Source organism: Mesorhizobium sp. WSM4976, assembly GCF_029625685.1.
Taxonomy (GTDB): Bacteria; Pseudomonadota; Alphaproteobacteria; order Rhizobiales; family Rhizobiaceae; genus Mesorhizobium.
The window spans coordinates 74,679-98,582 of the sequence record NZ_JARTVT010000002.1; the positions used below are offsets into that span (position 1 = coordinate 74,679).

The following is a 23,904-nucleotide window of genomic DNA, read 5'->3' on the forward strand; positions in this document are numbered from 1 at the left end:
ATGTTTTTGGCGAAACATTGCAACACGCCCCGGTCACTGGAACGCGATGGCAATGCGCAAGACGTTTCCACCAGCCGCCGGGACCTACTGCAAAGGCCAGAATATCGGTGCCGGCCTGACCTCGAAACGGCCGACGAAAGATGTCGCCATCGTCAGGCCGCTCAGATCGATCCAGCGACCAAGGAGCTTTTCATGACGAACCCCACCGCAGCATCGAACCCCAACGTGGTCGACGTGCGCACCCTCGTGCCCGCTCAGCGGCACGCTAAGATCTTCCAACTGGTCAACCAGCTGGCGCCTGGCGGCTCATTCGTCCTCGTCAACGATCACGATCCGAAGCCGCTCTACTATCAGCTCGAAGCGGAATATCCGAAGCAGTTTTCCTGGACGTATCTCGAACGCGGACCAGCGGTGTGGCGGGTCGAGATCGGCAAGCTCGCAAAGGCCGCATGAGTTCGGCCCTGGAGCCTGGCATCGGCTCAATATGCTGGCGCCAGGCTCCGGAAAGAGGTGACTATGATTGGTGTTTCGCTCTCCAGATGGACGATGTCCTATTTTGCCGCGGCACTCCTTTTCCTTATCGCAGCGGAAGTCCTGATGATGCTCGGGTACGGCTTTCCCCGTGCCGAACTGCAGGCGCCTGAAACGCTGATCCTCGTCCATCTTGTGGCGATCGGCTGGCTCAGTCTTCTGATGTGCGGAGCGCTGTTCCAGTTCGTCCCCGTTCTCGTTGCGCAGCCGCTCCACAACGACATGCTGCCGCTGCCGGCGCTCGCTTCGCTTGTCGCAGGCCTCGCAGCATTGGTCCTCGGTTTTTTGCAGCTTGCAGGCCGAGTTAGTCTTCAGCCACCCTTCTTCGCGTTTGCCGGCGCGCTGCTAGGTTCAGGTTTCGCACTCGTCTTGTGGAACCTCGCGCGCACGCTCTGGGCCGCGCAGATGCGACCCTTGCCGGCGCTGTTCGTCACCGTCGGCCTCGCGAGTGTCGCAGCGACAGCGACATTGGGGATCATCTTCGCGCTGGTGCTCGGCGGATTGACGGCCTATGAGCCGTTCGTCGCTCTGACCGCGACCGGCCTGCCTCTTCACGTGATCGCAGGGCTCGGCGGCTGGCTCACGTTCGCCGCCTTGGGCGTCAGCTACCGACTGCTTGCGATGTTCATGCTGGCTCCGGAACTCGAGCGCCGAAGCACGAAGACCGCGCTCTATCTCGGAACTGCGGCGCTGGCTGTTGCGGTCGCGGGCGGCGTGCTGGCGATCCTGGTTCGCGGGAACCTCGCCCTCGTTTTGGCGGCCGCCGGCATCCTGGGCATCTTGGCTCTCGCCCTCTATGGGGCCGATGTGATTCATCTCTACAGGCGACGCAAGCGGGCGCATATCGAGCTCAACGGTCGGATGGCGGCGTTCGCGCTCGCCTCCCTCGCGGCATCCGCCGTACTAATCTGCGCCCTGCTTGCGCTAGGGGGACTGGGAGACCACGTCGGCGCCGTCGTTTTCCTGGTCGCCTTCGGCTGGCTCTCCGGTCTTGGACTCTCCCAGCTCTACAAGATCGTCGCGTTTCTGACCTGGCTCGAGTGCTACGGGCCGGTGCTAGGCAAGGTTCGGACGCCGCGCGTCCAGGACCTCGTCGTCGAGCCGCGTGCGATCAAGTGGTTCTGGCTTTATTTCCTCTCGGTCTGGGCTGGCACCGCGGCGCTCATCGTCGACTATCCTCCGGCATTCCAGGCCTGCGCCGCGGCCTTGCTGATCGCGACGGCCGGAATTGTCGCGCACCTGGTGCGGACACGGCGTCTCGTCGATATCGAAACCGCACTGCGGCTTCCACTGGGGGTGCGTAGACCGAGACTTCTGTTCTCACTTTCCCATCAAACCTGACTGAAAAAGGAGGCAAGTGCCATGCAAGCGGCTTTTCTGGATCTCGACCTTCGACCGGTCCTGCGGGCAGGCGGCGAGCCGTTTCAGCAGATCATGGAGGCCGTGGCCACGCTCGCCCCCGGACAGGGGCTTCGGCTGCTTGCGACGTTCAAGCCGGTTCCGCTCTTCGGCGTGCTCGGCTCGAAGGGCTTCAGCCATGAAGAGAGGGAGCTCGAGGACGGTGACTGGGAGGTTCTGTTCCGGCCGACGCGATCCGCCTCCGCCGCCGAAACGGAGCCATCCGCCGCGCCAACTCCCGATACTGCGGCCTGGCCGGAGCCCGTGCAGCATCTCGACAACCGTGAGCTCGACCCTCCGGAGCCGATGGTGCGGGTCCTGGCTGCGACGGAAACCATGGAGGAGGGCGAGGTCCTCTCGGCGCTGTTGTGCCGCGAACCGACCTTCCTCCTTCCCGAACTCGCTAAACGCGGACACGGCTGGCGCGGCGGCTTCGAGCCTGACGGCCAGAGCTACAAGATCCTGGTGCGGGTCGGCGCGTCCCGGCAGGCAGCGGCATGATCGCCGTGCGCCTGCCATCTCGGAGCCTGCGGCAGCGTCCCGCCCAGCATTCCTAAGGAGCGCGCGAGCCATGTTCATTCAGACCGAGGCGACAGCGGATCCAGCTCGACTGAAATTTCTGCCGGGCTGCGAGGTCTTGGCGGAAGGCACGCTTGATCTGCGCGACAAGGCGGAGGCGGCTATCTCGCCGCTCGCCGAGCGGCTCTTCGCAATAGCGGGCGTCTCGGGCGTGTCCTTCGCGAGGGACTCGATCATCGTCGCCAAGGCGAACGGCGACTGGCAGCATCTCAAGCCGGCGATCCTCGGCACGATCATGGAGCATCTCATGTCGGGCGCGCCGGTTCTGCGCCAAAGCCTTGCAGCAGGGAGGCAGCCTCGCGCAACATTGCCGCCCGACGGAAAGGCCGATGCTGTCGAGCCTGTCAGGGAAGCGCTGCGCCGGGTGATCGATCCGGAGCTCGGCTGGAACATCGTCGACCTCGGCCTCGTCTACGAGATCGCCGTGGCAGAGGGCGGCGTCGTCCACATCATCATGACCACGACAACGCCCGGTTGCCCGGCCACGAACTACCTGAAGCAGGGAGCAGGCGACGCGGCAGGCGATGTGCCGGGAATCGAGTTCGTCGATGTGAAGCTCACCTATGAGCCGCGCTGGGTGCCGGAGATGATGAGCCCCGAAGCCAAAGCGCATTTCGGGATACGGGACGGGGAAAGATAGTGATGCGGGGTGCAAGTGACTTGGCGGAAGCTGTCGCGACCGATTGTTCCGCGGCGGAAGAACGACTTTCCACGATCCTCTCGGAAAGCGTTACCGCGCTCGCGGGAGCAGGCGAGGTGGAGACCGCCTGCCGACTTGCCGGACAGGCCTGCGTGGCCTTGAGAGCAAGCGATCCGAAGGCTGCGCGTCGCTTCGACGTATTGCTGCATCGACTGACCCCGAAACTGAGTTGGTAGGACGCGCGAAGAGGCGACCGATGAAGCTGGAGCGGCAGGAGGGGATTTTCATGATCGGGGCTTCGCTGCTCAGCGAGCTTCTGGACGTGCAGTCATCCGACATTCAGGCCCTGATGCGCCGCAACGAAATCACCAGCCTTTGTGAGCGCGGCGAGGGGGAGCATGGAGGGAAATTCCGACTCACATTCTCCTACAAGGGCCGTCGCGCGCGCTTGAATGTCGACGAAGCAGGAACGATCGAGCGCCGCTCGATCGTCGAACTCGGCGAACGGCCGCCGCCTGCAGCCGATCACTCCATGGAACGGCCAAGCGCGTCGTCGAGAGCCTGGAGCTCGAGATTGCCAGCCAACAAGGCGTCCTTCTCAGCAACCAACGGTACTTTCACCCGAACCTCAGATTCCCACGTTACGAAGGATGACAACAATGGCTACTGAAAATCTGCTTAGAGACCGCGCCATCGGCGAAATCGCCGCGACGTTGCCCGGCGCGACCGCTGTCTTCCGCAGATTCAAGCTCGACTTCTGCTGCGGCGGCGACGCGATGCTGGCCGAAGCGGTTCGCAAGCGCGGCGTGGACATCGCCGCCGTAGAGGCGGCGCTTGTCGCGCTCGACCAGAGCAAATCCATTCCTGCTCCGGAAGCAACCGGCGCGCTGATCGACTACATCGTGAGCCGCTATCACGCGACGCATCGGCGCGAGCTGCCCGAACTCATTCGTCTGGCGCGGAAGGTCGAAGCAGTCCATGCCGGTCATCCGGAGGCGCCGCGGGGCCTTGCCGACACGCTCAAGGCGATACAGGGCGAACTTGAGGAGCATATGCAGACTGAGGAGACAGCGCTCTTCCCATCCATGCGGCACCGGGATGATGCTGGAAGCATTCGCCCGATCAAGCAGATGCGTCACGACCATGATCGGCATGGCGAGCACCTGCGCCGCCTGGAGGCGATCGCCAACAGCTTCGTCCTGCCTGACGGCGCTTGTCGGTCGTGGGAGGCTCTCTATGTCGGGACGGCCAAGCTGGTTGACGACGTGATGGAGCACATCCATCTCGAGAACAACGTGCTGTTCCCGAGATTCGAGGATCATAAAGCCGCCTGAGCGAATATCTCGTTGGGAGCCAGCTGGCTCGTCTCCAGCCCCGGGCAGGGTTCTTGCCCGGCTGGCAGGCGGCCCGCCAGAGTTCATAGGCAACACGGAGAAGACGTTATGAGTGAAGAGCTTTATCCCAGGCCGACAAAGGCGTTGGCGGAGAAACGCCGCAGCCTCGCGCCCGAAGCCGAATCGGCTTTCCGTCACTTTAGCCAGACCGTTTTTCAGGAAGGCGCGCTGCCACGAAAAATGAAACAGCTGATCGCAGTAGCCGTCGCTCATGTCACGCAATGCCCTTACTGCATTGAGGGACACACTAAGGCGGCGACAAGAGAAGGCGCGACGCCGGAGGAGATCATGGAAGCGATCTGGGTGGCCGCAGAGATGCGCGCAGGCGCGGCATACGCGCACGCGACCATCGCCCTGAACAGGCTTGAGAACGGGCCCGCCGAGTAGGTCTAGGTGTTTTTGAAAAGGAACGTCAGGTGGTTGCTTGACGAAACGGGATAAAGGTGTTCCTGACCGACGACCCGACAATGCCACCGCTGTGGCTGTGAGCCATGATGCGGGTCGGCTTCACACCCGAGATCAATGCACTCCTGATGCTGGTGCTGCCGTTCTCACTTCCTCTGCTCCGAACGACGCGACCTACGTTACCGGGCAGGTTCTTCTCGAAAAATACTGATCGTCCCACGCTCGAATTGGGCACAGGTGCCGGCCCCCTTGCAAATAGGCATGTCACTTCATAGATAGTAATCGCTTACTATCTTTTGGGGTGAACCGATGATCTCTCGGCAAGCTTACCTTCCTGCGGAAGAGCGGCGTGAAGTGACGGTCGAAACCGTCATCGATCTCGCCGCGGAACAGAATCCAGCAGACATAACCACCGGGGCGATCGCCAAGCGGATGGGAGTGACCCAGGGCGCCCTGTTCCGGCACTTTCCCTCCAAGGACGCCATTCTTCATGCGGTCATGGAATGGGTCTCGGAGCGTCTGCTTTCCCGTATCGACAAGGCGATTGGAACCGCCGCCTCTCCGCTCGAGGCGCTCGAGGCCGCGTTCATGACGCATATCGACTTCATCTCGGACCACCCCGGCGTGCCACGGATGCTGTTCGGGGAGTTGCAGCGCGCCGAGCAGACAATGGCCAAGCGCATGGCGCAGACCCTGATCCAGCGCTACGGCGAGCGCCTCGGCCGAGTTGTCGCCGAAGGAAAGGAACGCGGCGAACTGGCCGCCACGCTGGATGACAGGGCTGCCGTCACACTCTTCATCGGCACGATCCAGGGCCTTGTCATGCAGTCTCTGCTTGCCGGCGATGTCAAACGCATCCGCGCGACCGCGCCAGGAGTTTTTGCGCTGTATCGGCGCGCTGTCGAGGCAGTGAAATGATCCATTCTTCCACGGTCCGTGAATCCCGATGCAATCCCTTGAGGCCATGTTCATGGCCGAGGTCAATTTTATTGCAGACCATCCGGACATCCTGCGGTTGTTGCTCCGCGCGCGCTGGGGCGTACGGCCAAGTCCCCGCTGACGCTGATGGTGGCGACATTCATCCGGCGGTACGAGCAGCGGCTTTCCTGTGTGATAGCGGAAGCCCGGCAATGCGGCGAAATACGAGGCACGCTGGACACAGAAACTGCCGCCCGTCTGTTCATTGCCGCGATCCAGCATTTGGTCTTCAGGGCCCTGGTCGCCAATGAGATCAGCGGAATCCAGAAGGCGGCTCCCGATGCTTTCAAATCTTATCGAGCATGTGTGGGGGCAGTCCGGTGAAACTTCCCTTGTTGCAGCGCCGCACCTTCATGCTTCTGGCTGTCGCGGCTCCAATCGCCGCCTTGTTCGGCTACGTGGTGCTTAGATCGGGGCCGCTGGCGCCAGTCGCCGTCATGATTGCAGACGTCGAAAGCCGAACTGTATCACCAGCACTGTTTGGAATTGGCACGGTCGAAGCCCGTTTCTCTTACAAGATCGGTCCCACCATCGCCGGCCGCATCGGCAAGATGCACGTCGATGTGGGCGATCAGGTGCGCGCCGGTCAGGTCCTGGCGGAGATGGACCCGGTGGATCTCGATGATCGCATTGCGGCACTCAATGCAGCGATCCGCCGCGCCGAAGCGTCAATAAAGGCAGCCGAAGCGCAGGTGGATGATGCCTTGGCGCGCAAGGATTATGCCCGCATCCAGGCAAAACGCTATGACGAGCTTTGGAGCAGCCGCACCGTCAGCGAAGTCGCGGTCGAAACCAAGCGGCAGGACAGCCAGGTGGCGCTCGCCGCCTTCTCAGCCGCCCAGTCAAATCTTCTTGCCGCACAGCAGGACCTGGAACGCAATCGCTCCGATCGCGACGGCCTGATCAAGCAGCGGGAAAATCTGATTCTGCGCGCACCAGTCGATGGGGTGATCGCAGCCCGCAACGCCGAACCGGGAACAACCATGGTCGCCGGCCAGGCGGTCATAGAAATGATCGACCCCGGCAATCTCTGGATCGATGCCCGGTTCGATCAAATTGCGGCAACCGGTCTGCGCAAAGGGCTTTCGGCTCAGGTCACATTGCGCTCGCACGGCGGAATGGGCCTACCCGGACGGGTTTCTCGTGTGGAAGTGGTCGCAGACTCGGTGACCGAAGCAAATCTGGCCAAGGTGGAATTCGATGCGCTTCCCGACCCCTTCCCTCCGATCGGGGAACTGGCCGAAGTGACAGTTGCCCTGCCCAAGCTTCCCGCAGCGTTGGCAATCCCGAATGCAGCAATCCAGAATGTCGATGGCAAGACCGGTGTCTGGAAGATCGAGGATGGAAAAGCCCGTTTCACCGCGGTTCAACTCGGCGCTTCGGACCTAGGCGGGACCGTTCAGGTCACCAAAGGCCTGCAAGCCGGCGACAAGGTCGTCGTTTACAGCGCCTCGAGGCTGACCGGCACGAGTCGTATCCACGTGACCGACAATCGTACGGAGCTTCTCAAATGATCAGCCTCGCCGGTCGTGACATCCTGCACTCATGGGGTAAGTTCGTCTTCACCGGGGTCGGGCTCGGCCTGCTTATCGGTGTCACCTTCACCATGGCCGGCGTCTATCGAGGCATGGTCGACGACGGCAAAGTCCTGCTCGACAACAGCGGCGCCGATATGTGGGTCGTCCAGCAGAATACGCTCGGCCCCTACGCCGAATCCTCGAGCATCAATGACGACATCTATCGGGTGATCCTGACGACCCCCGGTGTCGAGCGGGTTGCGAACGTCACCTACCTGACGATGCAGGTCCGAGAGGGGACCGCGGACGTGCGGGCGATGGTGGTCGGCATCGCGCCGGGGGACATGGCGACACCTGGCTGGCCGGGATTTCTCATCGCCGGGCGCCAGGTCACGCGCGGCCATTATGAAGCAGTGGCGGATGCCGCGACTGGCTTCTCTGTCGGCGATATCCTCACTGTCCGACGGAACCGCTTTACCGTGGTCGGGCTCACCCGGCGCGCGGTGTCGTCCGGCGGCGATCCGATGATCTTCATCCCTCTGAAGGACGCGCAAGAAGCGCAATTCGTCAAGGACAACGATTCCATTGTCCGCCAGCGCCGGCGCACTGGCGAGAATCCCGAGTTCAACCGGCCCGGAGTGCCTGGCCTGCTGGATGCCGTCATCGCCTCGCAAAACAGCAACCCTTACGTGAACGCCGTTCTGGTGCGCATCAAGCCTGGTTACGATCCGGAACGGATCGCGGCCGACATCGCAAGGTGGAAGCGGCTGACGGTCTATACGCGCCCGCAGATGGAAGGTATTCTGGTCGGCAAGCTGATAGCAACTTCCGCCAGGCAGATCGGCATGTTCCTGGCCATCCTGGCCGTCGTCAGCGCCGCTATCGTCGCCTTCATCATCTACACGCTCACGATGGACAAGATACGCGAGATCGCTGTGCTGAAGCTGATCGGCACGCGCAATCGCACCATCGCTTCCATGATCCTGCAGCAGGCGATCGTGCTCGGGCTGATCAGCTTCGTCGTGGGCAAGATCACGGCGACTTTCGCGGCTCCTCTGTTTCCGAAGTTCGTTCTGCTTCTTTCCGAGGATACGGCTGTCGGGCTTGTCGCAGTTGTAATCATATGCGCGATTGCCAGCGTCGTTGCCATCCGCATGGCTCTCGAGGTCGACCCTGCCGAAGCGATCGGGGGTTGAGATGGGCAGCGGAGGAATTCTCATTGAAGGCCTCGGGAAGCGTTATGGCAGCGGCGATACCGCGGTCGACGCCCTCAAGAACGTCAACATGCAGGTTGCGCCTGGCGAAGTGGTCGGTCTGATCGGCCCGTCGGGCTCGGGCAAGAGCACGCTGCTCAAGGCTCTGGGCGCAGTTATTGATCCGAGCCAGGGACGGATGACCCTCGGCGCCGAGGTGATCTATGACGACGGGTGGAAAATCCGAGATCTTCGCGCGTTAAGGCGCGACAAGATCGGTTTCGTCTTCCAGGCGCCGTACCTCATTCCTTTTCTGGACGTCACCGACAATGTGGCCTTGCTGCCTATGCTGGCCGGTGTTGCGAACAACGAATCGCGACAGCGTGCCCGTGATCTCCTGAAAGCCCTTGATGTCGAGCATCGCGCCATCGCGATGCCCTCGCAGCTTTCCGGCGGAGAACAGCAACGGGTGGCGATCGCGCGCGGTCTGGTCAATCGGCCGCCTGTCATCCTTGCCGATGAGCCGACCGCGCCGCTCGACAGCGTGCGGGCGCTGACGGTGATCCGCATTCTCAATCAAATGGCCGCCAGGTTCGGAACGGCCATCATCGTCGTCACGCATGACGAGAAGATCATCCCGACGTTCAAGCGCATCTACCACATCAGGGACGGCATCACCCATGAAGAGGCAGGAGAGGGGCGCAGCTTTGATTGACAACCCGGCCGAGCGTGATCGCCGTCACTTATTCGTCTCTGCATCCAGGATGCATGAGCATTGGCTTGTCGTCATCAATGCTAGATCCACCTTCCAGGTGCACCGAAAATCATGTCGGACGTCTAACCGAAAATGCGGTTAGGCTTTCGTCTTCCTCGGGGGATATGCCTCTACGAGCCTCAGCGGCGAGCGGCTCTTCACGAACAGGAGTTGCTGCGCGGGGCGTATCCCTTCGCATTTCTAGCTTCAGGAGCAGGCTATTGGAAAATCCGGAAAGATGCAGTCATTGGGGCAGGCACGAAAAGAGACTCTGGCTGTTGCTTTTTTTTGCGCTCATCATCGTGACGGGCATCTCGACGAATCCAGGTAAGGCAGCGGGGGTGTCTCCAGCTCGTGATATCGCAGACGGACGGCCCTGGAAAATGACGATGGACGATGGCCGCGCTGGTACTCTCGTGCTTTTTCAGAATGGCACAGGGAAAATGAATAGCGGCCTGTTGGAACTGTCCCCGAAATGGCGGCCGACACCGGATGGCTTGTGTCTCAAGCCCGGGGCACTGCTGCCTGAGCGGTGCGTGAAATTGGTCAGATCAGGCAACCTTTATGTCGGCGTGAGAGCAGGCAAGCAGACCTTCAAATTGGAAAGATAGAACCCATCCGGCAGGACAGGCATGGAGGTTAAATCGCCGGCAACCGCCAAAGGCGACAATAGACAGACGACCGTCCATCCCACTGCCGGAAACAAATACGACATGGACATTGAACCAGGGAATGTGCGGCGACGTAGCTGCTTGCGCGGTTCGAATGCACGGTGCTCCCAAATTGCGGGATCAAATCCTAATCGCCTGATCCTTCGCTGAACCGTTCCAGGGTGCCGATGCTGACAATCTTGATATGCGCACGCTCCAGTTTGATTGCGCCTTCGCGCTCGAGCTCCTTCAGCGAGCGCTGGACTACCTCGCGCACCGATCCGACCATGCTGGCGATTTCCTGGTGCGTGATGCGCGAGCAGGCGCCGGGCGCGCCGTCGACCACGTGATCGTAACGGCCAGCGCAGCCGAGCAGCACCTTGGCTACCCTAGCCGTCACGTCACGGGTTCCCAAGTCCTCGACCATCTGGCCAAGCGCGCGCTGACGATTGGCAAGCAGCCGCGTGGCCGCTTTGGCGATCTCGGGATGCCGGTCAATCTCGGCGCGAAGGACAAGACTCGGCACTAATCCAGTGACGACTTCGTCGACCGCGACGGCACCTTCGGCATTCAGGCCTTCGTCGAACGCGGCGGCCTCGTTGAAGGTGCGGCCCGGACCCACCACCCGGAGCACCTGCTCCCGACCATCGGAGGTCGAGCGATAAACCCGAACGTGGCCACGGACGACAAAGGACAACCCCTCGCACGGCCAGCCGTCTGCGACCACGGTTTTGCCCGCTGAATAGCGCCGCGTTCGGACCTGGCGAGCTAGCGCGGCCAGCGAGGCCTCGCCAAGTTCGGCGAAGAAGGGAATCCGTCGAAGCACATCGCCCACGGATCGCTGTTGCTGTTCCAACGGTGCTCCTCCGCATCACGTCAATATCAGGCTAAGCGAAGAGAACCCCGTCTGCATTGTGCTGGATCAAACGACGCTGTCAGAAGGGGAACAGGATCACGGTGGTGCTACTGCGTACGCCGGAAGCAACCTTCGGGACAGCAGCATGAGAAAAAGAATTCGGCAAAGCGACTCAAGTCGCAGAACGGAAGGAGGATATATCTCATGTTTGCTCCCAGGTCGGACAGATGTCCGCTAGCCACAAGGAGAATCGCCATGAGAACGCCAATTCTAATTTCCACTCTTTTCGGATCGCTCTTGCTTGCAACGTCGCAGGCGTATGCACACTGCGATTCCGCCGACGGTCCGGTGGCTACGGCCGCAATGAGCGCCCTCAAATCCGGGAACGTCAACGTCGTGTTGCCTTACGTGCCCGAGGCAGCGGAGGCGGAGATCGGAGCTGCCTTCAACCAGTCGCGTGCAGTTCGCGCGGGGGGCGGCGATGCCAAGGATCTTGCGGAGCGCTTCTTCCTGGAGACAGTTGTCAGGCTGCACAGGGCTGGCGAAGGCGCGCCCTATACGGGGCTAAAGCCGGCCGGAATGGATTTTGGTCCGGCAATACCCGCCGCCGAGCAGGCGATCGCGAACGCTGACTTGAGCAAGGTCAAGGCACTGCTCGACAACGAGGTCAAACATGGGCTCGATGCCCGGTTCGGCCATGTTCTTCATACGCGGGATGCTCCTGACGAGCCGCAAACCCGGGCAGAAGTTGCAGGTGCGCGCGAGCGTGTAGACGCGGAGTTCGGCTTCATCGCTTATGTGGAAGGACTTCGCCAAGCCGCGCAGGGCGCGCTGGATCACCGCGAGTAGCACAGAGGCCGGCACTCGAGAAGGGAGTGCCGGCTCTTCATAGATGGAGAGTAAGATGAAGTTCGTTATCCCTGCTCCGCTGAAGATCGAGCACGAGGAACTGCATGCCGATCTCGTCAAGGCGACGAAGGTCGGCGGGAAGACTGGAGAGGTAGCCAAGGCCGTTGCCCAAGTCCTGCACGACCATTTCGTCAAGGAAGAACAGTATGCAATGCCACCTCTCGGGCTGTTGAGGGCGCTATCGGAAGGGAGGATCGCGCCCGAGATGGCCGAGGCGACCAAGATGACCGACCGGCTCGAGGCGGATCTCGATGCCATGCTCGCCGACCACCAGATCATTGTTGGCGAGCTGAAGCGGCTCGCCGAGGCAGCGAAGGCGGAAAACAGGCCTGAGATCGTTAAGTTCGCGGAAAAGCTTGAGCTTCACGCACGGACGGAAGAGGAGGTTATCTATCCGGCATCCATCCTCGTCGGCCGCTACCTGAAGCTCAAACTGGCAGAGCGAGGCTAGCCGAGGCCGCAGGAGCTTCGCAGCAGATGAAGACGGACTGCTGGAACGGGCTGCGCATTGGTTCCAACTCCAACAGAGTTTTTCTGTCAACAGGCTCGGCGGTCGGCGAACTTCTAATGCGCCGGAAGATATAGTCGGTCGGGCTTGATCTAAACGACCATCGCGCCGGACGACATGCTGTTGTCGGCGCTCCCCGTGAGAGGTAGGCAAGATTGAGCGTTGCTAAGGGGCACGCCTTGGCAATGCAAGAACTCGTCGGACACGGCATCGGAACCGGATAACGAACAGCACAGGTCAAGAAGCTGCTTTGAGCCGGTCGTCCTCATCTGTGGCCACAAGCCGCCATTGCGGGTTTCTTTGCGAAAGGTCGCGCGAGAACGTCCATACATCGCCTGTTTCGATGATGCGATACGGATCGCCGTCGACGAGCGCGCCGCTGGCCGAATGGCTCGCACTGATAAGCTGGGCCACGAAGCGGACACTGATCTCGGCCATTGTTCCCGCCACATCGGCATTGGTCACTAGCGCTTCCTTCAAGCAGACGAAGGTTATATCCATCTCGACCCCGCGTCGGTGTCGTTCGTCAATTGCGGTCTCGAAGGCCGCCGTCACTTCCGGCGACAGCAACACACGCAACGTTCTTATGTCTCCCTTGGCGTAAGCGTGCAGAATCGTTTCGTAGGCGCTGGCCGCGCCGTGCAAGAAATGCTGCTCATCGAAAGATGGATAGGCCCGGCTGACTATGCCGCAAGTCCTCACGGTGGAAGCCGCGCCTTCCCCTGATGAATTGCGGACTTCACCGACGGGCGGCTTTAGGATCTCCGAACCGGCTCTCGGAAACATCAGGTCGAGCAATCCCAGAAGCGCCCACCACGACACGAAAAGCAGTATCGCAAACCATTGGCTCCCAGCGTCGGCGGCTTGATTCATTTCCATCTCCACGTCGTCGGTCTGGTCGGATTCCACGATGCGGTCCGACGTGACCTTCGTTTGCTCGGCGTCGATGGCCATGCGCTCCTCGATTAGCCTCTGCCGTTCCGCCTTGCGCCAGTGCACTTTTGCTGGAAAGTGCTCCGCAGGAAACAGGAAGGCAAACGGAATTAAATGCTGTATGAATGCAAAATTATTGTATTAAAAGGAGGAGCTAGTGGACATCGATCGTGCGCGCACGTTCCTTGAAATCGTCCATTCAGGCAGTTTCCTGAGAGCCGCCGATCGTCTTCATGTCACGCAAACCACCGTGAGCGCGCGCATCCGCACGCTGGAGGAAGAGCTCGGTCGTCAGCTCTTCATCCGTAACCGGAACGGCGCGCAGCTGACACCGGCGGGGCGCGTGTTCGAGCGATACGCTCAGTCGTTCGTGCAGATCTGGGAACGGGCCCGGCACCAACTCGCAATTCCGTCGGGACGGACGAGTGTGGTGGCGCTAGGCGGCGAGCTGAGCCTCTGGAATCCGCTATTGCTGGACTGGCTGGTCTGGATGCGGAAGGAGAAGCCGGAAATCGCTATCCATGCCCAGGTAGGGGTGCCCGATCAGCTCCTCGAGCAGCTCAGGACCGGAGTCCTCGACATCGCGGTGCTCTACGCGCCCAAGATGTTGCCGGGATGTCGGGTGGAGCTGCTTGTCGAGGAGCAACTCGTACTGGTCAAGACCGTAGACAAGGATGGAGACCGGGCCAGCGACTATGTCTATGTCGACTGGGGCCCGCTGTTTGCGGCCCTGCATGGTGCCAGTTCCGCGACATTCGGCGAGCCGGGAGTGCTGGTCGGGCTCGGCCCGCTGGGCTTGAGCTATATCCTGCGCGCCGGCGGAATGGGCTATTTCCGCAGAGGTGCCGCGGCTCCCCATATCGAGGCGGGAGAGCTGGAGGTCGTGGAGGGCGCGCCGGAATTCACCTATCCGGCTTATGCGGTCTATCCGGAAGCGGGCGAGGCGAGAGCCGATGTCCAGGAGGCGCTTCGCGGCCTGAAGGAGGTCGTCAAATGATAGCCACGAGAGCGGGACATCGCTGTTCCAGCTGAATGGTGGGAGATCGGCCGTCCGTCCCCAAGGCATGAGCCGACGCGGCAACAGCGCGGCGGCTGATTGATCAGGTGTCGCGCCGGTCAGGTCGACCGCGGAGCAGGATGTCGATCACCAATTCCCGCCCCGCCCTGCTTATGCCGATCCCGCTCGGCCTCTCCTGCGCCAGCCCGAGAGCGATGAGGCGCTTGGCCAGGGTCTCGTCCAGGCCTGGGTACGGTCCGCGATTCATGCGCTTCAGAGCGGTTTGCTCCTGTGTACTGAGATCGCTCCAGTTGGTCGTCATAACGGCATTTCCCTTCCACCTCTGGAGGGGTTGAATGACAATGCCTCGGCAAGCGCACCCAACGACATTGTCCACTTAGAAACGCATGCGGCCTCCCAAAAGAAAAGACTCATTTAGTACAATTTATTTGCGCTAAATCGGCAATAAATTTCGTTTGCCCTGCATGACAAAAGAGGCTGAATCTCCAGTCCGAACTGACGGCGTTGGTTCGTCGCAGGCCCGCCCGTTGGGGTGTCGACCTGGGAAGGACGCGGTGAGGCGGGCAGACGATGGGAAGGTCCAAGAGCGATGACCGCAAAGTGCTTCCGTTGCCAGGCATTCGGTCTCCCGACAGAGCACGGACGCTGATCGCATTGGATATCATGACGTCACCGGTGGTCGCGGTTGGGCCGGACAGCACATTGGACGAAGTGTGCGACCTCCTTGTCACGCGCGATTTGAGCGCGGTTGCGGTAATCGATCAGGGCGCGCTGCTCGGGGTCGTGAGCGAGGAGGACCTGATCCACAGGGCCGAGATCGGGACAGTCGCGCCGCGGCGTTCCTGGTGGGTTTGGCTCTTCGGCAACAACAGGGCGCTCGCGGCGGACTATCTGAAATCGCACTCCGTCCATGTGACTGACATCATGACCAGGGAGGTGGTCACAGTTTCGTTGAGCACACCGATCGACGAAATCGCCGCACGGCTTGAAGTCGATCGCGCCCGGCGCGTCTTCGTCGTTGTTGGTGGACAGGTCGTGGGGATCGTCGGCCGGGCGGACATGGTGCGTGCCCTTGCTCGCGCCAGGAGGAGCCTGCCTCGCCCCGTCTCGATGCACGACGACGCCAGTATCAGGCAGGAAATTGTGGGTGCACTGCGGCACGAACCATGGCCGTCGATCGGGGAAATCGGCGTGGTCGTGACCAATGGGGTGGTCGCCCTCTGGGGCGGCTACATGTCGGAACAGGAACGGAAGGCATCGCTTGTTCTGGCCGAGAACACCGCCGGCGTTCGGGCGGTCGATGACCACCGCGTTCCGCTCGATATCGCCTACGCGATGGTTTGAAGGCGGGACGGGTGTCGAACGGTGAGCACCAGCGTGAAGGACAGGGCTCTGGTTTCCGAGCAGGAGATTCGCCGGCTCGTGGACCTATTCTATGACAAGGTTCGCGCCGATCCAGACCTCGGCCCGATTTTCGAGCGCGTCATCCAGGATGAATGGGGACCGCATCTGCAGAAGATGTACGACTTCTGGTCGTCGGTGATGCTGACCACGGGCCGCTACAAGGGCGAACCCGTCATGATCCACCAACGCATCGAGGGGCTGGAGATCGGCCTTTTCGACCGCTGGCTCGCCCTGTTCGGCGAGAGTTGCGCCGAATTGCTGGACGGCGAAACAGCGGGCCTGTTCTGGCGCAAGGCGGTACGCATCGCCGAAAGCCTCAAGCTTGCTATGTTCTATCGTCCGGACCAGCCTTGGCCGATGGGCGCCGCATGACGTTCGTGGTCTATTTCTCTCGCAATCCAGGGCAGGGGGGCGGATGAACGCGGGCATTGGACAGGCATTGCCGCTGTATCTCGGCATCGATACGGGCGGCACCTACACCGATGCCGTCCTGTGGTCCGAAGCCGCGGGCATTGTCGCCAAGGCCAAGTCGCTGACGACCCGGCACGATCTCGCCCAGGGTATCGCCGGTGCCGTCGACGCGGTCCTCGGCGAGGCAGCCGTTTCTCCCGCGGCGATCAAGCTGGTGTCGATGTCGACCACGCTCGCCACCAACGCGCTGATCGAAGGGCAGGGCGGCCGGGTCGCGCTGGTGATGATCGGCTTCGCCGAAGACGATCTTGGCCGAAGCGGGTTGGCAAAGGCGCTGGGCTCCGATCCTGTCATTTTTTGCCCAGGCGGGCATGACGTTCACGGCGATCCGCGTCCGCTTGCGCTGGATGCTCTGGCGGAGGCGTTGCCCGTTCTTGCCGATACGGTTTCCGGCATCGCCGTGGCTTCCTATTTCGCGGTTCGCAATCCCGAACACGAGACCGCGGCGCGCGAGCTCATCCGCGAACATACCGGACTTCCGGTGACCTGCTCGCATGAGCTGTCGTCCAAGCTCGGCGGACCGCGCCGCGCGCTGACGACGCTTCTCAACGCGCGCCTTATCTCCATGATCGCCCGCCTTATCGATGCCACCGAAGGCTTCCTGGAAAAGCGCGGCATCGCGGCGCCGCTGATGATGGTGCGCGGCGACGGCACTTTGGTCACCACCAGGTTTGCCCGGGCCCGGCCGATCGAGACCATTCTTTCCGGCCCGGCGGCCAGCCTCGTCGGGGCCCGCTATCTGACGGACCTCGACGACGCGGTGATTTCCGATATCGGCGGCACGACCACGGATATCGCCGTGCTGGAAGGCGGTCGCCTGCGCCTCGATCCCGAAGGTGCTACGGTTGGCGGCCAGCGCACGATGGTCGAGGCTGTCGCGATGCGCACCTTCGGCCTCGGGGGGGACTCGGAAGTTTCACTTCAGGAGCGGTCGCTGACCTCGACGATCGTGCTCGGCCCGCGACGGCTGGTGCCGTTGGCGCTGGCCGCTGTGGAACATGGCGATGCGATCGCCAAGAATCTGCAGCGCCAGTTGCTCAAGCCCACCACCGGGCGGATGGATGGTCGCTTTGCCTCGCGCACGGGGGTTCCAGACCGCTTCGCCGCTGGCCTGACGACCACGGAGGCGCGGCTTTACGCCGGTATCTCGGCTATTCCCGCCGCGCTCGACGAACTGCTGATGTCGACGTCGCAGGTAGCGACGCTCAACCGCCTGGTCGCGCGCGGTCTGGTGCATATCGTGGGCTTTACGCCGTCCGACGCGGCTCACGTGCTCGACCGGCAAGCCAACTGGGACCCTGCCGCCGCCCGATTGGGCGCGGAGCTGTTTGCGCGCAGGCGCGATGGCCAGGGGCGTCAAATCGCGAAAGACGCGGACACATTTTCCAAGATGGTTCTTGGCTGCGTCACCCGGCGTTCGGCCGAAGCCATCCTGGAAACGGTCTTTGCCGAGGATGGGTTGGACGGCGATGTCTCCGTTGCCAATCCTCTTGTCCAGAGGGCGGTTCGCCAGCGACGCGGAATGGCGCGGCTGTCGATCGTGCTCGACCGGCCGGTGATAGGCCTGGGCGCCTCCGCATCGCTCCACTATGCCGGCCTGCCGCCGCTGATAGGCAATGACTGCCATATCGCCGAGCACGCCGACGTGGCAAATGCGCTGGGTGCGGTCGTCGGGCAGGTGCGCATGTCGGCGGAAGCACGCGTCAGCCAGCCGGAGATCGGGCTTTTCCGTCTGAATTCAGGCGAGCGGCTGGACGACTTCGACACCGAGGACGAAGCGATGGCCGCCGCCGAGGCTCATGTTCGCGTCCTGGCGGCAAGTCTTGCAGAGCGTGCCGGCACCGATCAGGCCCGGATCGAGACCGCGCGGCAGATCAAGGTGGCGACGATCGAGGGCGAGCGCAGTTTCGTCGAAGCCATCGTGGTTGCGACCGCCACCGGGCGGCCACGTATCGCATCGTAACGCTTCCGGGCCGGATTCAGCCGCCGATCTGGACGAAAAGCCAGCGCCGGGTCACGAAAGCCTGCTGCTGTTTAAGCGTTTCTGTGCCCCAGGGGCAAGAAAACCAGCCGCGCCGATCAGGCTTTTCGACCACGGAACAACTCGTTTTTGGAAAGAACGCTTCGCCGTCCGGGCGAATATTAGAACGGCTATTTCAATCGCCGTTCAGTGCAAAATTCTTGCGGTCAACCAGCAATATCATTCGTTTGTCTGGGTCGAAAACGCGATGCAATGGTCGCGTCAGCCCCCGGAAATCTGCATCCTGAGCGAGCCTCGCGCGGCCGAGCCAGGGGTGGCGAGACCATGCTGAAGGAAGCGACCAGATGACGGCGTTCGAGTTTCCGGGACCAGGTTTCACGGCGGAGCAGTGGAATCAGATCAATGCGCTCGCCACCTCTCTGAGGCCGGGGCAGGGGCTATGGCTAAGCGGCTACTTCGCCGGCCTGGATCACAATGCGCGGACGCTGCACACCGGCGCCAGCCTGCCGCTGGCAACGCTCGATCCATTGGTGCCCTTGCCGGCATCCGCGCCATCGGCGCGCTCCCTGACCATCCTGTTCGGTAGCGAGACCGGCAATGGCGTCGGCCTGGCGAGGGCGCTTGGCGAGGCCGCTGGCCGGCTGGGTATCGAGCGCACGGTCGTCGACATGGCCGACTACAAGCTGCGCCGCCTGAAGGACGAGCAAGACTTGCTGATCGTCACCAGCACGCATGGCGAGGGCGATCCGCCGCTTTCCGCCAAGGGTTTCTTCGAGTTCGTCGAAAGCCGCAAGGCGCCGCGCCTGCCCGATCTGCGGTACGCGGTCCTGGCGCTCGGCGATTCCACCTATGAGCATTATTGCGGAGCGGGAAAACGCCTCGACCGCCGCCTGGAGGAACTTGGCGCTGCGCGCCTCGCAGCACGTGTCGATTGCGACGTGGATTATGACGAGGATGCTGCGGGCTGGATCAAGGCGGTGGTGGCCAAGCTCGCGTCGCCCGCGCAGGCGGAAAATGGCGGCGCGACCGCCAGGGCCGTCGGCCCGGGTTCCGCTTCAGCGACGCCGGCGCCCGCCTTCGACAAGCGGACGCCATTTCCCGCCACGGTCATCGACAATCTCGTCCTGACGGGGCGCGGGTCGAGCAAGGAAACCCGGCACATTGAATTGTCGCTGGCAGGCTGGGGTCTGGCATTCGAACCGGGTGACGCGCTTGGTGTGCTACCGCGCAACGATCCGCGCCTCGTCGAGTCCTTGCTCGACACGCTGCTGCTTTCGGCCGACGCGCCCCTCTCGCTCAAGGAACGCAAAACGACGCTCGGCGGCGCGCTTGGCGAGGCGCTGGAGATCACCGCGGCGACACCGCGCTTCATCGACCATTGGGCGGAAGCGAGCGGCGCCCGGGAACTCCACGAGTTGCGCGGCGAGGAGCAGACCGAAGCACGCGCCGCCTTTCTCAGAAGCCATCACGTAATCGACATCGTCAGGCGTTTCCCGGTTCAGGGCATCGATCCGCAGACCTTCGTCGCGGGCCTGCGTCCGCTGCAGCCGCGACTCTATTCGATCGCATCCAGCCTCGCGGCGATGCCCGACGAAGCGCATCTGACGGTGAGCACGGTGCGTTACGAGCTGCAGGGCGAACCCCGCTGCGGCGTCGCCTCGGGCCATTTCTCGGAACGTGCCGATCCCGACACGTCTGTATCTGTCTATGTACAGGAGAACCGTCATTTCCGCCTGCCGGGCGACGATGTGCCGATCCTGATGATCGGCGCCGGCACCGGAGTGGCGCCGTACCGTGCCTTCCTGCAGGAGCGTGAGGCGAGGGGCGCGACGGGCAGGTCCTGGCTGATTTTCGGCGAGCGTAACTTCCACAGCGACTTCCTCTACCAGACCGAGTGGCAGGAGCTCCTGAAGGACGGCGTGCTCAGCCGCATGAATGTCGCCTTTTCCCGCGACGGCGCGGCGAAGACCTATGTCCAGCACCGCCTCGTCGAGCATGCGCGCGACGTGTTCGCGTGGCTCGAGGAAGGCGCGCATGTCTACGTCTGCGGCGACGGCGCCAAGCTCGCCCCCGATGTCCACGCGGCGCTGCGCGCCATCGTTCAGCAGCAGGGCGGGCGCGGCAAGGCAGCCGCCGACGACTATCTCGGCGCTCTGCAGCGCGACCATCGCTATCAAATCGATGTCTACTGAGGTTCACATGACATCCGTTCAGCAGAAAGTCGACCGTAGCCGCGACCTGTCGCAGCCGCTGGACAAGCTTGGCCCCGACGAAACGCTGAAGGCGAACAGCGACCAGTTGCGCGGCACCATAGCGACCGGCCTTGCCGAAGAGCTGACCGCCGCCGTTCCCGGCAACGACATCAAGTTGATGAAGTTCCACGGGCTCTATCAGCAGGACGATCGCGACATCCGCGACGAGCGCCGGCGGCAGAAGCTCGAGCCGGCCTATACCTTCATGGCGCGCGTGCGCCTGCCGGGCGGCGTCTGCAGCCCGAGCCAGTGGCTGAAGCTCGATGAACTGGGCCGCGCCTATGCCGGGGGCACGTTGCGTCTCACCACGCGCCAGACATTCCAGCTGCACCGTGTGCACAAGCAGAACCTGCGTGCGACAATGCAAGGCCTGCGCGAGGTGTTGCTCGACACCAAGGCCGCGTGCGGCGACGACGCGCGTGGCGTCATGTGCTCGGTCAATCCGCGGCTTTCGAAGCTGCACGCCGAGGTCTACGCGCTCGCCAAGGCAGCCAGCGACCATGCCATCCCGAAGACCGGCGCCTATCGCGAAATCTGGTATGGGGAGGAGCGTACCGAGCTTTCAGGTCCGGAGGAGCCGCTTTACGGCCGGACCTATATGCCGCGTAAATTCAAGATCGGCTTCGTCATCCCGCCGTCCAACGACATCGATGTCTTCGCGCAGGACCTGGGCTTCATCGCCATCGCCCCGGGCGGCAGGCTCGAGGGTTTCAACATAGCCATCGGCGGCGGCATGGGCCGCACCGACCAGGTGCCGAAAACCTATCCGAGGCTGGCCGACGTGATCGGCTTCGTCGCGGCCGACAAGGTGCTGGAAGTCTGCGACGCGGTCATGCAGGTGCAGCGCGATTATGGCGACCGGCTCGACCGTGGCCGCGCGCGCTTCAAATATACGATCGACGACAAGGGCCTCAACTGGATCAAGGCGGAGATCGAGGCAAGGCTGGGCTTTTCACTGGCGCCCGCGCAGCCGTATGAGTTCACGACGAATGGCGATCCGGTCGGCTGGACGCGCGGCGAAGACGGGAAAGAGCACTGCACGCTGTTCATCGAAAACGGCCGTGTGATCGGCACCGTCATGGACGGCCTGCGGGCGATCGCCAATATCCACAGGGGCACCTTCCGGGTCACGGCCAACCAGAACCTGATCATTGCCGATATCGCGCCCGAGGAGCGCCCCGACATCGAGAGGGTGATGAAGGAATTCGGGCTCGACCGCCTCAACAAGGCAAGCGGGTTGCGCCTGAATTCGATGGCATGCGTGGCGCTGCCGACCTGCGGTCTCGCCATGGCCGAGAGCGAACGCTATCTGCCGGATCTCGTCGGCAAGATTGAAAAGATTCTGACCGCGCCTCATCTCGAGGACGAGCCGATCACCATCCGCATGACCGGCTGTCCGAACGGCTGCGCGCGGCCCTATATCGGCGAAATCGCGCTGACCGGCCGCGCGCCAGGCAAATACAACCTCTATCTCGGCGGCGGATTCCACGGCCAGAGACTGAACAAGATGGTTCTCGAGAACGTCGGCGAGGCCGCCATCCTGGACCTGCTGAGCAAGGTCATCGGGCAATTCGCGAAAGACCGGCTGCCGGATGAGCGCTTCGGCGACTTCGCCATCCGCGCCGGATTTGTCGCGGAGGTCAAGGAAGGCCGGCACTTCAACGACTGACGATCTTATCCAGGAAAGAAAAGGACGACATCATGTCACTGCAACTCGGCCAGATTGCTCCCGATTTCGAGCAGCAAAGCACGCAAGGCAACATCCGCTTCCACGATTGGCTCGGCGATTCCTGGGGCATCTTCTTCAGCCATCCGAAGAATTTCACGCCGGTTTGCACCACCGAGCTGGCCGAGGTCGCCCGCCTCAAGCCTGAATGGGACAAGCGCGGCATCAAGCCGCTCGGCCTGTCCGTGGACGACGTGAAGGCGCACAATCTTTGGGAAAAGGACATCGAGGAGACGCAGGGCCACGCTCTCAATTTCCCGATGCTTGCCGACACCGACAAGAAGGTCGCCAATCTCTACGGCATGATCCATGCCGCGACCGACCCCAATGTGACGGTGCGTGCAGTTTACGTCATCGATCCGAACAAGAAGATCCGCCTCAGCCTGACCTACCCGCCGAGCGCCGGCCGCAATTTCTCCGAGATCCTGCGGGCCATCGACAGCCTGCAGCTCACCGACAATCAAAAGGTCTCGACGCCGGTGAACTGGCAGCCGGGCCACCCGGTGATCATCTCGCCGAGCCTCAGCGACGAGCAGGCGAGGGAGCGTTTCCCGCAAGGCTGGAAAGAGTTGCGGCCTTACCTGCGCATCGTTCAACTGCCGAGCTGATTCCCGGCCGATGCTGCCGCTCGGATCAGGTCGTCTTCCCCTTACTTGGGCTAGGCGATCTCTAAGGGCAAATGCGGCGGCGAACGGTTCGCCGCCGACAGGACTTCGTATGGTGCCAGGCGATCTTTCAACGACTATTTCCAGGCGGGAAGGCCAGCACAATGTCGGTCCGTTAACCTGATCCGAGCCTCGCTTCGCTCACGCCAGGCTTGCAACAAGGGGCCGCAGTGCCGACTGGTCGCCTGTACGATGCGAAACGCCAGCGGCCGCTATAGCGTGGCCTCAAATTTAGCAAAGCGGCGTGGCGAAATTTAGTGGGACATCAAGACAGGCAGGCGGAGGTCCGACAGTATTCCTTCGGTCGCCCCGCCGAGCACAATGTCTCGAAGTCGGGAATGGCCCCAGCCACCCATAACCAGCAGGTTGCCGCCGATCCTAAGGGCGTGCTCCTGAAGTGCAGCGCCGATCGGATGGTCGCCGACGTGAATTGACTCGACGTTGGTCGTGAGGCCCCGTGCCCGTAGGCTACGTGCCAGACGATCGCCAACATCTTCGCGCGGCAGGACCTTTTCGTCCGTCACGGTGATGATCGATATCACCGATGCCCGCTCCAGGAACGGCGCGGCATCAGCCACGGCCCTCGCGGCTACTCGGCTGCCGTCCCAAGCGATCACTACATGGTCGAGCGTGCCGACATCTTCGTCGCCCGGAACAATCAAAGTCGGCCTGCCAGAGCTGAACACGACCTCTTCAGCAGTCATCTGGGAGGCTTCGTTGTTCGGTGTCCAACCTACCACGCACAAGTCAAAGTAACGGCCTTCTTTGGCGGCCTCCTCTCCCATCAGGGCTGGCTGGGCTTTCAACTCTTGGCTCGTCAAAGTGACATTGCATCGCGACGCTTCGGCCGCGACCGCATCCAGCAAGGTCTTGCCTTTTTGTCGGCTGGCCGCCTCCACCTCCTGAATCTTGGCGGGGAGATTGAGCGAAAAGCGGGATAACGCGTTCGAGACATCCGGAATGTCCACATTGACCATCGCGACATCAAGGGTGGCGCGCAGCCACCTTGCTACTGCGACGGCATTCGACGCAATTTTTGGTCCGGGCGGATCCGGATAGGTCGGCAAAAGGACAGATGCCAGGAGTTGCATTGTCAGGTCTCCTTCTACGCAGAAAGCGCGGCCAATACTGTTCTCGCGTTA

The 23,904-nt window shown here is 62.3% G+C and carries 26 protein-coding genes; 22 read left to right on the forward strand and 4 right to left on the reverse strand.

Features of this window, described 5'->3' with window-relative positions; translation table 11 throughout:
* The first annotated feature begins 192 nt into the window (after positions 1-192).
* The 13 genes from P9272_RS02635 to P9272_RS02695 all read left to right on the forward strand — a co-directional run bounded on the left by P9272_RS02635 (position 193) and on the right by P9272_RS02695 (position 10,000).
* A complete protein-coding gene (locus P9272_RS02635; protein ID WP_278158753.1) occupies positions 193-453 on the forward strand; it encodes a DUF2249 domain-containing protein in 261 nt (86 codons plus the stop codon).
* 63 nt (positions 454-516) lie between these two features.
* The gene (locus tag P9272_RS02640) at positions 517-1,872 is read left to right on the forward strand and encodes a hypothetical protein (RefSeq protein WP_278158755.1); all 1,356 of its coding nucleotides are present in this window, start codon (positions 517-519) and stop codon (positions 1,870-1,872) included.
* Between the two features lie 21 nt (positions 1,873-1,893).
* Entirely contained in the window at positions 1,894-2,430 is a 537-nt protein-coding gene (locus P9272_RS02645) for a DUF2249 domain-containing protein (protein WP_278158757.1), read from the forward strand.
* 70 nt (positions 2,431-2,500) lie between these two features.
* Positions 2,501-3,148, forward strand: coding sequence for a NifU N-terminal domain-containing protein (locus P9272_RS02650; protein ID WP_278158759.1), 648 nt, complete (start codon positions 2,501-2,503; stop codon positions 3,146-3,148).
* A 20-nt stretch (positions 3,149-3,168) separates the two neighbouring features.
* Positions 3,169-3,384 carry a hypothetical protein gene (locus P9272_RS02655; protein ID WP_278158761.1) on the forward strand — a complete coding sequence of 72 codons (216 nt, stop codon included), beginning with the start codon at positions 3,169-3,171 and terminating at the stop codon, positions 3,382-3,384.
* Positions 3,385-3,404: 20 nt separating this feature from the next.
* A complete protein-coding gene (locus P9272_RS02660; protein WP_278158763.1) occupies positions 3,405-3,818 on the forward strand; it encodes a DUF6522 family protein in 414 nt (137 codons plus the stop codon).
* Complete coding sequence (gene ytfE, locus P9272_RS02665) at positions 3,808-4,482, forward strand: iron-sulfur cluster repair protein YtfE (RefSeq protein ID WP_278158766.1); 675 nt, start codon at positions 3,808-3,810, stop codon at positions 4,480-4,482. The genes P9272_RS02660 and ytfE overlap by 11 nt, the downstream gene beginning before the upstream one ends.
* Positions 4,483-4,590: 108 nt before the next feature.
* Positions 4,591-4,929: a carboxymuconolactone decarboxylase family protein gene (locus P9272_RS02670; protein WP_278158768.1), complete on the forward strand. Its 339-nt coding sequence runs from the start codon at positions 4,591-4,593 to the stop codon at positions 4,927-4,929.
* A gap of 327 nt (positions 4,930-5,256) precedes the next feature.
* A complete protein-coding gene (locus P9272_RS02675; protein ID WP_278158770.1) occupies positions 5,257-5,865 on the forward strand; it encodes a TetR family transcriptional regulator in 609 nt (202 codons plus the stop codon).
* Positions 5,866-6,227: 362 nt separating this feature from the next.
* On the forward strand, positions 6,228-7,439 hold the full coding sequence (locus P9272_RS02680) for an efflux RND transporter periplasmic adaptor subunit (protein ID WP_347404022.1): 1,212 nt from the start codon (positions 6,228-6,230) through the stop codon (positions 7,437-7,439).
* Positions 7,436-8,638 (forward strand): ABC transporter permease, encoded by a 1,203-nt coding sequence (locus tag P9272_RS02685; RefSeq protein WP_278158773.1) that lies wholly within the window; start codon positions 7,436-7,438, stop codon positions 8,636-8,638. The genes P9272_RS02680 and P9272_RS02685 overlap by 4 nt, the downstream gene beginning before the upstream one ends.
* A gap of 1 nt (position 8,639) precedes the next feature.
* Positions 8,640-9,350 (forward strand): ABC transporter ATP-binding protein, encoded by a 711-nt coding sequence (locus P9272_RS02690; protein ID WP_347404029.1) that lies wholly within the window; start codon positions 8,640-8,642, stop codon positions 9,348-9,350.
* Between the two features lie 260 nt (positions 9,351-9,610).
* Positions 9,611-10,000, forward strand: coding sequence for a hypothetical protein (locus tag P9272_RS02695; protein WP_278158776.1), 390 nt, complete (start codon positions 9,611-9,613; stop codon positions 9,998-10,000).
* A gap of 187 nt (positions 10,001-10,187) precedes the next feature.
* Here P9272_RS02695 and P9272_RS02700 read toward each other — a convergent pair whose 3' ends face one another.
* Entirely contained in the window at positions 10,188-10,895 is a 708-nt protein-coding gene (locus tag P9272_RS02700; protein ID WP_278158778.1) for a Crp/Fnr family transcriptional regulator, read from the reverse strand.
* Between the two features lie 255 nt (positions 10,896-11,150).
* Between P9272_RS02700 and P9272_RS02705 the strand changes: the two genes are divergently transcribed.
* Both P9272_RS02705 and P9272_RS02710 read left to right on the forward strand, forming a co-directional pair.
* A complete protein-coding gene (locus P9272_RS02705) occupies positions 11,151-11,744 on the forward strand; it encodes a DUF6448 family protein (protein WP_278158780.1) in 594 nt (197 codons plus the stop codon).
* 55 nt (positions 11,745-11,799) lie between these two features.
* Complete coding sequence (locus P9272_RS02710) at positions 11,800-12,255, forward strand: hemerythrin domain-containing protein (protein WP_278158782.1); 456 nt, start codon at positions 11,800-11,802, stop codon at positions 12,253-12,255.
* A gap of 294 nt (positions 12,256-12,549) precedes the next feature.
* Here P9272_RS02710 and P9272_RS02715 read toward each other — a convergent pair whose 3' ends face one another.
* Positions 12,550-13,266, reverse strand: coding sequence for a Tim44/TimA family putative adaptor protein (locus tag P9272_RS02715; protein WP_278158784.1), 717 nt, complete (start codon positions 13,264-13,266; stop codon positions 12,550-12,552).
* A 136-nt stretch (positions 13,267-13,402) separates the two neighbouring features.
* On the opposite strand from P9272_RS02715, the gene P9272_RS02720 reads away from it, so the two are divergent.
* A complete protein-coding gene (locus P9272_RS02720) occupies positions 13,403-14,242 on the forward strand; it encodes a LysR family transcriptional regulator (RefSeq protein ID WP_278158786.1) in 840 nt (279 codons plus the stop codon).
* Positions 14,243-14,345: 103 nt separating this feature from the next.
* On the opposite strand, the gene P9272_RS02725 is transcribed toward P9272_RS02720, so the two are convergent.
* Positions 14,346-14,564 (reverse strand): hypothetical protein, encoded by a 219-nt coding sequence (locus P9272_RS02725; protein ID WP_278158788.1) that lies wholly within the window; start codon positions 14,562-14,564, stop codon positions 14,346-14,348.
* A gap of 362 nt (positions 14,565-14,926) precedes the next feature.
* Here P9272_RS02725 and P9272_RS02730 point away from each other — a divergent pair, with 362 nt between their 5' ends.
* From P9272_RS02730 to P9272_RS02755, 6 genes are all read left to right on the forward strand, one after another.
* A complete protein-coding gene (locus P9272_RS02730) occupies positions 14,927-15,607 on the forward strand; it encodes a CBS domain-containing protein (RefSeq protein WP_278159213.1) in 681 nt (226 codons plus the stop codon).
* Positions 15,608-15,628: 21 nt separating this feature from the next.
* Positions 15,629-16,039, forward strand: a complete 411-nt coding sequence (locus tag P9272_RS02735) for a group III truncated hemoglobin (RefSeq protein WP_278158790.1) — start codon at positions 15,629-15,631, stop codon at positions 16,037-16,039.
* A gap of 43 nt (positions 16,040-16,082) precedes the next feature.
* Complete coding sequence (locus P9272_RS02740) at positions 16,083-18,101, forward strand: hydantoinase/oxoprolinase family protein (protein WP_278158792.1); 2,019 nt, start codon at positions 16,083-16,085, stop codon at positions 18,099-18,101.
* A gap of 362 nt (positions 18,102-18,463) precedes the next feature.
* Positions 18,464-20,311, forward strand: coding sequence for an assimilatory sulfite reductase (NADPH) flavoprotein subunit (locus tag P9272_RS02745; protein ID WP_278158794.1), 1,848 nt, complete (start codon positions 18,464-18,466; stop codon positions 20,309-20,311).
* 7 nt (positions 20,312-20,318) lie between these two features.
* A complete protein-coding gene (locus P9272_RS02750; protein WP_278158796.1) occupies positions 20,319-22,040 on the forward strand; it encodes an NADPH-dependent assimilatory sulfite reductase hemoprotein subunit in 1,722 nt (573 codons plus the stop codon).
* A 32-nt stretch (positions 22,041-22,072) separates the two neighbouring features.
* The gene (locus P9272_RS02755; RefSeq protein ID WP_278158798.1) at positions 22,073-22,705 is read left to right on the forward strand and encodes a peroxiredoxin; all 633 of its coding nucleotides are present in this window, start codon (positions 22,073-22,075) and stop codon (positions 22,703-22,705) included.
* 311 nt (positions 22,706-23,016) lie between these two features.
* Here P9272_RS02755 and P9272_RS02760 read toward each other — a convergent pair whose 3' ends face one another.
* The gene (locus P9272_RS02760; RefSeq protein ID WP_278158800.1) at positions 23,017-23,853 is read right to left on the reverse strand and encodes a universal stress protein; all 837 of its coding nucleotides are present in this window, start codon (positions 23,851-23,853) and stop codon (positions 23,017-23,019) included.
* Positions 23,854-23,904 lie beyond the last annotated feature (51 nt).

Coding starts and splice junctions, on each gene's coding strand:
- P9272_RS02635 (WP_278158753.1), top strand. CDS start 193: ATGACGAACCCCACCGCAGCATCGAACCCCAACGTGGTCGACGTGCGC.
- P9272_RS02640 (WP_278158755.1), top strand. CDS start 517: ATGATTGGTGTTTCGCTCTCCAGATGGACGATGTCCTATTTTGCCGCG.
- P9272_RS02645 (WP_278158757.1), top strand. CDS start 1,894: ATGCAAGCGGCTTTTCTGGATCTCGACCTTCGACCGGTCCTGCGGGCA.
- P9272_RS02650 (WP_278158759.1), top strand. CDS start 2,501: ATGTTCATTCAGACCGAGGCGACAGCGGATCCAGCTCGACTGAAATTT.
- P9272_RS02660 (WP_278158763.1), top strand. CDS start 3,405: ATGAAGCTGGAGCGGCAGGAGGGGATTTTCATGATCGGGGCTTCGCTG.
- ytfE (WP_278158766.1), top strand. CDS start 3,808: ATGGCTACTGAAAATCTGCTTAGAGACCGCGCCATCGGCGAAATCGCC.
- P9272_RS02670 (WP_278158768.1), top strand. CDS start 4,591: ATGAGTGAAGAGCTTTATCCCAGGCCGACAAAGGCGTTGGCGGAGAAA.
- P9272_RS02675 (WP_278158770.1), top strand. CDS start 5,257: ATGATCTCTCGGCAAGCTTACCTTCCTGCGGAAGAGCGGCGTGAAGTG.
- P9272_RS02680 (WP_347404022.1), top strand. CDS start 6,228: ATGTGTGGGGGCAGTCCGGTGAAACTTCCCTTGTTGCAGCGCCGCACC.
- P9272_RS02685 (WP_278158773.1), top strand. CDS start 7,436: ATGATCAGCCTCGCCGGTCGTGACATCCTGCACTCATGGGGTAAGTTC.
- P9272_RS02690 (WP_347404029.1), top strand. CDS start 8,640: ATGGGCAGCGGAGGAATTCTCATTGAAGGCCTCGGGAAGCGTTATGGC.
- P9272_RS02705 (WP_278158780.1), top strand. CDS start 11,151: ATGAGAACGCCAATTCTAATTTCCACTCTTTTCGGATCGCTCTTGCTT.
- P9272_RS02710 (WP_278158782.1), top strand. CDS start 11,800: ATGAAGTTCGTTATCCCTGCTCCGCTGAAGATCGAGCACGAGGAACTG.
- P9272_RS02715 (WP_278158784.1), bottom strand. CDS start 13,266: ATGGCCATCGACGCCGAGCAAACGAAGGTCACGTCGGACCGCATCGTG.
- P9272_RS02725 (WP_278158788.1), bottom strand. CDS start 14,564: ATGACGACCAACTGGAGCGATCTCAGTACACAGGAGCAAACCGCTCTG.
- P9272_RS02730 (WP_278159213.1), top strand. CDS start 14,927: ATGACGTCACCGGTGGTCGCGGTTGGGCCGGACAGCACATTGGACGAA.
- P9272_RS02740 (WP_278158792.1), top strand. CDS start 16,083: ATGAACGCGGGCATTGGACAGGCATTGCCGCTGTATCTCGGCATCGAT.
- P9272_RS02745 (WP_278158794.1), top strand. CDS start 18,464: ATGACGGCGTTCGAGTTTCCGGGACCAGGTTTCACGGCGGAGCAGTGG.
- P9272_RS02750 (WP_278158796.1), top strand. CDS start 20,319: ATGACATCCGTTCAGCAGAAAGTCGACCGTAGCCGCGACCTGTCGCAG.
- P9272_RS02755 (WP_278158798.1), top strand. CDS start 22,073: ATGTCACTGCAACTCGGCCAGATTGCTCCCGATTTCGAGCAGCAAAGC.
- P9272_RS02760 (WP_278158800.1), bottom strand. CDS start 23,853: ATGCAACTCCTGGCATCTGTCCTTTTGCCGACCTATCCGGATCCGCCC.